The sequence below is a fragment of the Mesorhizobium sp. B3-1-8 genome (assembly GCF_006439495.1).
In the GTDB taxonomy this organism is placed as follows: domain Bacteria; phylum Pseudomonadota; class Alphaproteobacteria; order Rhizobiales; family Rhizobiaceae; genus Mesorhizobium.
On the sequence record NZ_VFTK01000030.1, the window covers coordinates 77,297 to 85,572 of the forward strand.

The window sequence follows — 8,276 nt, forward strand, 5'->3', positions numbered from 1 at the left end:
TTTCTGCTCAGGCCGTTCCGGCCTCACCGCTGCCAGAAGGGCAATTTGGCGATCTCCGCCTCGACCTCCTCTTTCGTCAGTCCGATATCGTCGATCAGATGCGGATTGTCCGTCGCCATGCGCTTGAGCTCGAAGCGGAAATAGGCCTGCTTGCGGCGCTCGGCGAGGAGGCTGCGCAAGGCTGAGAGGCTATAGCGCCGGCGGCCCTTCATCTCGGCTGGGCGCGCCGCCAAAGGTGCGCAAGGCGCAAGGATATCGTTCATGGCAACCTCCATGCGGTAGTTTGAGGACCCGTGACCTGATTGAGATTGCAGTGTGCCGCAGCCGGCTGGCGGCGTAATTAAGCCCTCCCAAATAGTTCTCAAAACTTCCAAATCGGCTATAGATCGCCGCATGCAGGGATCGCGCTTTGCTTTTGGACCGTTCGTGTTTGATCCTGGCGCGGGAACGCTGCTCCGGGGCGACGTTCCCGTTGCCGCCGGTCACCGTGGGCTGAAGCTGCTGGAAGCGCTCGTTGCGCGTCCGGGCGAAATCCTTGCCAAGGCCGAGTTGATGGACGCGGCGTGGCCGGGCACCGCGGTCGAGGAAGGCAATCTCACCGTGCAGATCGCGCAGCTCAGGAAGCTGCTCGGTCCGGCGACCGGTGGTGGCGAGTGGATCGCCACGGTGCCGCGTGTCGGCTATCGTTTCATCGGTGCGGTCGAACAGCCCGACGCGACGCGCAAACCCTTGCCGCTGCCCGACAAACCGTCGATCGCCGTGCTGCCCTTCATCAATCTGAGCAACGATCCCGAGCAGGACTCTTTCGTCGATGGCCTGACCGAAGATTTGATCACCGATCTCTCGCGGATCGCGGGCCTCTTCGTCATCGCGCGCAACTCGGTGTTTGCCTATAAGGGAAAGGCCATGGACGTGCGAGCCATCGCTGGGGAGCTTGGCGTGCGCTATCTGCTGGAAGGCAGCGCAAGACGGGCCGCGGGACGCGTGCGCATCAACGCCCAGCTGATCGACGCGCTGAGCGGCGAGCATCTGTGGGCCGAGCGCTTCGATCGCGGCCTGGAAGACATCTTCGCCGTCCAGGATGAGGCGACGGCCAAGATCGTCGAGGCGCTGCTCGGTCGATTGCGCGCGCCGCCGGCGCGCAACCGGCCGAAGAACCTCGAGGCCTATGATCTCGTCGTGCGCGCGCGAAAACTGTTTGACGAGTCGCCGCAGATGGCGCGCGAAGCGCACCTGATGCTGACGCGCGCGATCGCTCTCGATCCGGATTACGCGGAGGCCTATCGCTGGCTTGCGATGAACCACTGGATGCGATGGGTGCATTGGGGCGAGCCGTTCGAGCCTGCCCGAAGCACGTCCCTGGAACTGGCGCGCAAGGCCGTGGCGATCGATCCCAACGACGCCGGTTGCCGCTGGGTTCTGGCGAACCTTCTTGCCTATGAACGCGATTTCGAGCAATCGGATGCGGAATTCGCCAAGGCGATCGATCTCGACCCGAACGAGGCCGATATCTGGGCGACATTGTCCGACATCGTGGTTCTGGCCGGCAGGATCGAGGAGGGACTCGAGCACATTCGCAAGGCGTTCCGGCTCAACCCCTTTCCGCCGAGCTGGTATTATCTGACGCTCGGCCAGGCGCAATATGCGGCCAGCGACTATGAAGCCGCCGTCGAGACGCTGCGCCGCGACGAGACCTACCGCACCAGCTCACGCCGCTTTCTGGCTGCAAGCCTGGCGCAGCTCGGCCGCCTCGACGAGGCACGCACAGAGGTTGCGCTGTTCCTTGTCGGCAATCCGCATTTTTCCACCCGCCGCTGGGTCGAGACGGAACCGTTCCGCGACGCGGCGACGCTCAAGCATTTCGAGGATGGCTTCCGCGCGGCTGGCCTGCCGGAGTGATGCGGCCGACGTGATCCGTCGATCGCGTCCGAGATTCCGATCCTCAGATTTCGGTCTCAACGGCCGGCGCGCGCCAGCCCGTGCGCCACCAGGCGCTCGATAACCTCCGGATAGCTGACGCCACTCGCCGCCATCGCCTTGGCGTACATGCTGATATTGGTGAAGCCCGGAATGGTGTTGAGCTCGTTGATCAGGAAATTCATGTCCGGCATCAGGAAGAAATCGACGCGGGCCATCCCGTCGCAGCCGAGCGCTCTGAACGCCCTGGCGGCCATATCGCGCATGGCATTCTCGACTTCCAACGGCAGCTCGGCCGGCACGATCAGGGCCGCGCCATTCTCGTCGATATATTTGGCGTTGTAGTTGTAGAAGCCGTGACTTTCCGCGGGCACGATCTCGCCCGGCCGCGAGACGAAGAGTTCGCCCGTGGGGCTCTCCAGCACGCTGAATTCGATTTCGCGGCCACGAACGAATTCCTCAGCCAGGAGCTTGCGATCGTGCTGGAAGGCTTCCGCCAGCGCGCGCTCGAACTCCTGACTGCCATTGACCTTCGCAACGCCGACCGACGAGCCCTGCCGCGCCGGCTTGATGAACAGCGGCAAGCCGAGCTTGTCTTCCAGTTCAGCAAGCGAAGGCAGCCGACCCTCATCGATCGTCACCGAGCGCGCGACCGGCAATCCCGCCGCCTTCAGCAGCCGCTTGGCGATGTCCTTGTCGAGGGCCGTGGCCGAGCCCAGAATACCGCAGCCGGCGAGCGGCACGCGCGCCACTTCGGCCAATCCCTGCACCGCGCCGTCCTCGCCATGCAGACCGTGCAACACTGGAAACAGGATATCGATGACGGGCAGGTCATGGGGTGCGCCGCTGGCAGGGATCGCCAGCATCCGCCCCTGCCCACCCGGCACCAGGCACAGCTGTATGCCAGCCGACGGCGTCGCCAGGGCGCCGTCCTCGAAACGGCTGAGCAGCCATTGGCCGTCGCGCGTGACGAAGATCGGCACGGCGTCGTATTTCGCCGGGTCCAGCGCCTGCATGACGTTGGCCGCCGAAAGCAGCGACACCTCATGCTCGGCGGATCGACCGCCGAACAGCACACCTATACGCAGTCTTTTCGCGGGCATCGACAACTCCACCAATGATCGGGGTTGGAGCTCGCACGCGAAACACCAGACATGCCCCTTCAACCGTCCGAGTAGTAACCGAAGGATTGGAGTGGGACTTTGACCGGTTGAAGCAGTTTTTCAGCAGAAGCGCGAAAGGCCTTCCGTTCGGAACCGTGTCAAGACGAGGAGCGCTTCATCCGTTTATGAAACGATGAACCGCTCCAAGGTTATGTCTTTACTTCGTCAGCGCAACGCCGCCGCGATGTTGCCGCCGTCCACCGTCGTCACGTCCGCTGTGGTGCGTTCGGCCAGCGCCTGGTGCAGGAATGCCTGCGCCACGTCGTCGGCGGTCACTTCCTGTCCGAGCAGATTGCCGGACATGTATTCCTTTTCCGATACGCCGCGCGCGCCGGACCGGCTGGCGATCATCGTGTCGGTCAAAAGCCCGGAGCGGATGCGGTCGGCGTTGACCGCATTGGAGCGGATGCCATAGGCGCCATAGTCAAGCGCATATTGCCGCGACAGGAACAAGGTCGCCGCCTTCGGGATGCCGTAGGCGCCGAATTTCGGACCGGGGTTGATCGCCTGCTTGGATGTGTTGAACAAAAGCACGCCACCGGTGCCCTGTTCCAGCATGATGCGCACCGCATTCTGCGCCGCCGACTGGTGGGCGAAGAAGTTGAGCTCGAAACTCTTGCGCAAAGTGGCGTCGTCGAGCTCGCCGATGCGGCCTTCCCAGGCCGCGCCCGCATTCGAGACGAGGATGTCGACGCCGCCATAGACGGCGACCGCCTTGTCGAAGGCGGCGCGCATCTCGGCCGGATTGGTGATGTCGGCGCCGACGCCGATCGAATTGTTGCCGGCGGCCTTCGCCGCGTCCGCCGCCTTGGCTGGATCGAGGTCGACGATCACCGCATGCGCGCCGTTGGCCGCGAATAGTTTTGCCGTAGCAGCGCCAATGGCGCCGGCGCCGCCGGTGATCAGCACGACCTGGCCGGTCAGCGGCTTCGGCTTGTTCGAGGCGAGCTTGGCCTGCTCCAGCGACCAGTATTCGAGCGGAAAGAGGTCGGCCTTGGACAGCGGATGGAAATTGCCGACGGCCTCGGCGCCGCGCACCGCCTCGATCCACATCTCGCCGACATCCGACGCGATCTTGGCCTCCTTCAGCGTGCGGCCATGGCCGAACATGCCCAGCCCCGGCACCAGCGTCAGGCGCGGCATCGGGTCGAGCATGGTGCGCTTGACGTCGTCCAGCGCGTCATTGGTTTCGAAATAGGCGGTGTAGTCCTTGACGAAGGCATCGACATGGCTGCGGATGGCAGCCTTGTAATCGCCGAGCTTGTCGGCGTCGGGCGCCGGTACCGCCATCGGCCCGGTCTTGATGCGGATTGACAGGTCCGGCGTCGACACCCCGCGCCCTGCCAACTCGGCGATCTTGGCCGAATTGATGAAATCGACGATGGCATCCGAGGTGCGGAAGTCGCTGATCATGCGGTCGAAGCGGCCTTCGCCGCGCGCCACCGCGACTGCGCCGCGCAGCATCGGCGCGATGTCGCTCGGCCCGGCGAGCTTTGCCGGCAGCGCCGCCTTGACCGCCTGCGGCTTGCCGTTCCTGGCAACATAGTCCTCGGCCATAGTCACATAGTGGATCATGCGGTCATAGGCCTGCCTGGCATCGTCGCCGAAAGTGAAGATGCCATGCTTGTCGAGGATCAGGCCCTCGACGTTCGGGTCGGCGTCGAACACCTCCGCGGCGACCTTGGCGAGGTCGAAGCCCGGCTTGATGTAGGGCACGTAACCTAGTCTGTCGCCGAACACGGTCTCGATCAGCGGCTTGCTGTCTTCCTGGTCGACGATGGCGAGGATCGCCGTGGAATGCGTGTGGTCGACGAATTTGTGCGGCAGGAAGGCGTGCAGCAGCGTTTCGACCGATGGGTTCGGAGCGGCGGGGTCGATGAGGTTGGAGCGCTGCAGCGCCACCATGTCCTCGTCGGCGAGCTGGTCCAGGGAGCGCGCCTTGAGCAGCGCGCCCATCTTCACCGCCGGCAGGCCCTGCGGTTCGATGACGGCCATGTCCCAGCCGCTGCCCTTGACGCAGAGCACGTCCCATTCGTCGCCGACCAGATCGGTGGCCTTGGTCTTGCAGGAGGTGTTGCCGCCGCCATGCAGCACCAGCCGCGGCTCGCCGCCAAGCAGACGGGTCGTGTAGACGCGCAGCGCAAGGTCGCGGGCGACGCCCTTCTTGGCATAGTCGGCAACCATCTTTTCCGCGTCGGCGTCATTCCAAAGGTTCTGCATGTCGTTCCGTCCGGTTCCGTCTTTTTTGCTCATGAACAGAAGGCCGCGACGTCTTGATGACAGAAGCGGCGAGGGTGGTTTTTCTAGGATGCCTTTTTGCCGGCTTCGCCCGCGTGATTGAGCAGGCGCTCGGCCATGTGCGCGCCGATCACCAGATGCGTGCAGAGCCCGCCGGCGACGGCCGCAAGCAGCGGCTCGAATTTGGTGTCTTCCTGCACCACCATCAGCCGCTTCTCGATCGCGCGCAGCGAGGCGAGTTCGGCGGAAATGACGCGCCGGTTGTAACTGCAGTCGAGCACCTCGCCCTTGGCGTCGATGATCTGCCCGGCGATGACGCCGGCAGCCCCTTGGCTGCGCAGCGCTTCCATCTCGCCTGCGGACAATGCGCCGCATTTCACCAGATGGCTGTCGGCGTCGACCGCGCCGACGGAATAAAGCGCAAGGTCGCAATCGGCAATGCCGGCAAGCTGGTCGCGGATCACCGGCTCGGCGCGCAGGCCCTGCGCCAGTTCCTCGGTGGAGAGCACCAGCGGCGCATAGAAATTGAGGCCTTTGGCGTTCAGTCGCCGCGCGATCTCCATCGTGCATTGGTCGGGCCGGTAGGAATAGGGCGCGCCGAGATTGCCGCAGAGTTGCACCACGGTGACGCCCTGCAGGTCGGCATAGGACATGATGTCGGCGATGGTGTAGACGGTGCGGCCCCAGGCGACGCCGATACGGTCGCCTTTCTTCACCAGCTCGAGAAAGACGCTCGCCGCCAGCACGGCGATATCGGCCGAGGGATCCGCGAGATAGGCATTTTCCGGCGCGATCCAGACGGCGTCGAGATCGAAGGCGTCTTCAAGCCGGCGCGCCGTGACGTCGTCGGTGAAGAGCTGCGTCGAGGTCGAGATGTTGACGATGCCGGTCTCGCGCGCCTTGCGCAGATACATGGCGACCGAAGCGCGTGAAATGTTGAGCTGGCTCGCCACTTCGTCCTGACGAAGGCCATGGGCATAGTAAAGCCAGGCGGCCTTGTGGATGATCTGTTCTGCCGGTCTGATCGCCATGCCGCCTCCTCGGCTGACATTAGTCACGGCTCTCGACAAAAGTCAAATTTGCCTGCGTGAGCTGCGATCGCCTCACGGTGGGGCTCCATCCGGATCGCCATTCCACCAAGCCGGCGCAGCATAGCATTTTCAGCCGCGGAAGGGGGATAGCGTGACGAAGGGCCTAAGGTTAGAAGGTTCGAAAAGAACCTTGGGGAGAACGGGATGGCCAATCCCTACGAACAGGATCTCGACAGGAACGCCGCCAACCACCAGCCGCTGACGCCGCTCACCTATCTCGAGCGCGCGGCCAAGACCTATCCCGACCATGTCGCCATCATCCATGGCAACCAGCGCATCACCTATCGCGATTTCTGGCGCCGCTCGCTGAAGCTCGCCTCGGCGCTGTCGAAGCATGGCATCGGCAAGGGCGATACGGTGACGGTGATGCTGTCCAACACGCCGCCGATGCTGGAAGCGCATTTCGGCGTGCCGATGACCAAGGCGGTGCTGCATTCGCTGAACACCCGCCTCGACGCCGCCGTTATCGCTTTCCAACTCGACCATGCCGACTCGAAGGTGCTGATCGTCGACCGCGAGTTCTCGGGCGTTGTCAGGGAAGCGCTGGCCTTGGCCAAGGTGAAGCCGTTGGTCATCGACTATGACGATCCTGACTATGCGGCCGACGCGCCCTATCCGAAAGGAGAGCGAATCGGCTCGGCCGATTATGAAGAGTTCGTCGCCGGCGGCGACGAGGCTTTCGCCTGGTCGATGCCCGATGACGAGTGGGACGCCATCTCGCTCAACTACACCTCCGGCACGACGGGCAACCCGAAGGGCGTCGTCTATCATCATCGCGGCGCGGCGCTGATGGCCTACACCAACACCATCCATGCCGGCATGGCCAAGCACGCGGTCTATCTGTGGACGCTGCCGATGTTCCACTGCAACGGCTGGTGCTTCCCCTGGACTTTAGCCGTGCAGGCCGGCACCCATGTCTGCCTGCGCTGGGTGCGGGCAAAGCCGATGTATGACGCCATCGCCGACCATGGCGTCGCGCATCTGTGCGGCGCGCCGATCGTCATGTCGGTGCTGATCAACGCGAAGGACGAGGACAAGCGACAGTTCACGCAGACCGTCACCTTCAACACGGCAGCGGCGCCGCCGCCGGAGGCAGTGCTTTCCGGCATGGCCGACGCCGGCTTCGCCGTCACCCATCTCTACGGCCTGACCGAGACGTATGGGCCGGCCGTCGTCAACGAATGGCACAATGAGTGGGACGCGCTGGAGAAGGGACCGAGGACGGCGAAGAAAGCGCGCCAGGGCGTCCGCTACGCCTCGCTCGAGGGCCTCACGGTGATGAACCCGCAGACCATGGTGGAGACGCCGGCCGATGGCGAGACCATCGGCGAGGTCATGTTCCGCGGCAACATCGTCATGAAGGGCTACCTGAAGAACAGGAAGGCGACCGACGAGGCCTTCGCCGGTGGCTGGTTCCACTCCGGCGATCTCGGCGTCATGCACCCCGATGGCTACATCCAGCTCAAGGACCGTTCCAAGGACATCATCATCTCGGGCGGCGAGAACATCTCTTCCATCGAAGTCGAGGACGCGCTCTATAGGCACCCGTCGGTAGCTTCCTGCGGTGTCGTTGCCCGCGCCGACGAGAAATGGGGCGAGGTGCCGGTCGCCTATGTCGAGCTGAAGCCGGGCAAGGCCGCGACCGAGGCCGAGATCATCGAACATTGCCGAGGTCTGCTGGCGCGCTTCAAGGTGCCGAAGACAGTGGTGTTTGCCGAAATCCCGAAGACCTCGACGGGCAAGATCCAGAAGTTCCGGTTGCGGGAGCTGGCCAAGATGGCATGAGCCTCAAATGGGCGATGCCGAGTTCCCGCCCACCCCCCTCTGGCCTGCCGGCCATCTCCCCCGCAAGGGGGGAGATCAGCCG

At 64.0% G+C, this 8,276-nt stretch carries 6 protein-coding genes; 2 read left to right on the forward strand and 4 right to left on the reverse strand.

Features of this window, described 5'->3' with window-relative positions; all coding sequences use genetic code 11:
- Positions 1-23 precede the first annotated feature (23 nt).
- Positions 24-212 (reverse strand): DUF1127 domain-containing protein, encoded by a 189-nt coding sequence (locus FJ424_RS24655; protein ID WP_140657392.1) that lies wholly within the window; start codon positions 210-212, stop codon positions 24-26.
- A gap of 181 nt (positions 213-393) precedes the next feature.
- Between FJ424_RS24655 and FJ424_RS24660 the strand changes: the two genes are divergently transcribed.
- Positions 394-1,899 carry a winged helix-turn-helix domain-containing protein gene (locus tag FJ424_RS24660; RefSeq protein WP_140657285.1) on the forward strand — a complete coding sequence of 502 codons (1,506 nt, stop codon included), beginning with the start codon at positions 394-396 and terminating at the stop codon, positions 1,897-1,899.
- 56 nt (positions 1,900-1,955) lie between these two features.
- On the opposite strand, the gene FJ424_RS24665 is transcribed toward FJ424_RS24660, so the two are convergent.
- From FJ424_RS24665 to FJ424_RS24675, 3 genes are all read right to left on the reverse strand, one after another.
- The gene (locus FJ424_RS24665) at positions 1,956-3,020 is read right to left on the reverse strand and encodes a D-alanine--D-alanine ligase family protein (protein ID WP_140657283.1); all 1,065 of its coding nucleotides are present in this window, start codon (positions 3,018-3,020) and stop codon (positions 1,956-1,958) included.
- A 225-nt stretch (positions 3,021-3,245) separates the two neighbouring features.
- Positions 3,246-5,300 (reverse strand): bifunctional aldolase/short-chain dehydrogenase, encoded by a 2,055-nt coding sequence (locus tag FJ424_RS24670; RefSeq protein ID WP_140657281.1) that lies wholly within the window; start codon positions 5,298-5,300, stop codon positions 3,246-3,248.
- An 83-nt stretch (positions 5,301-5,383) separates the two neighbouring features.
- Positions 5,384-6,349, reverse strand: coding sequence for a sugar-binding transcriptional regulator (locus FJ424_RS24675; protein WP_140657279.1), 966 nt, complete (start codon positions 6,347-6,349; stop codon positions 5,384-5,386).
- A 204-nt stretch (positions 6,350-6,553) separates the two neighbouring features.
- Between FJ424_RS24675 and FJ424_RS24680 the strand changes: the two genes are divergently transcribed.
- Positions 6,554-8,194 (forward strand): acyl-CoA synthetase, encoded by a 1,641-nt coding sequence (locus FJ424_RS24680; RefSeq protein WP_140657277.1) that lies wholly within the window; start codon positions 6,554-6,556, stop codon positions 8,192-8,194.
- Positions 8,195-8,276: the final 82 nt, after the last annotated feature.

What these genes read in the sequence shown, in the direction of transcription:
- FJ424_RS24680 (WP_140657277.1), top strand. Translation starts at nt 6,554, where the DNA reads ATGGCCAATCCCTACGAACAGGATCTCGACAGGAACGCCGCCAACCAC.
- FJ424_RS24655 (WP_140657392.1), bottom strand. Translation starts at nt 212, where the DNA reads ATGAAGGGCCGCCGGCGCTATAGCCTCTCAGCCTTGCGCAGCCTCCTC.
- FJ424_RS24665 (WP_140657283.1), bottom strand. Translation starts at nt 3,020, where the DNA reads ATGCCCGCGAAAAGACTGCGTATAGGTGTGCTGTTCGGCGGTCGATCC.
- FJ424_RS24660 (WP_140657285.1), top strand. Translation starts at nt 394, where the DNA reads ATGCAGGGATCGCGCTTTGCTTTTGGACCGTTCGTGTTTGATCCTGGC.
- FJ424_RS24670 (WP_140657281.1), bottom strand. Translation starts at nt 5,300, where the DNA reads ATGCAGAACCTTTGGAATGACGCCGACGCGGAAAAGATGGTTGCCGAC.
- FJ424_RS24675 (WP_140657279.1), bottom strand. Translation starts at nt 6,349, where the DNA reads ATGGCGATCAGACCGGCAGAACAGATCATCCACAAGGCCGCCTGGCTT.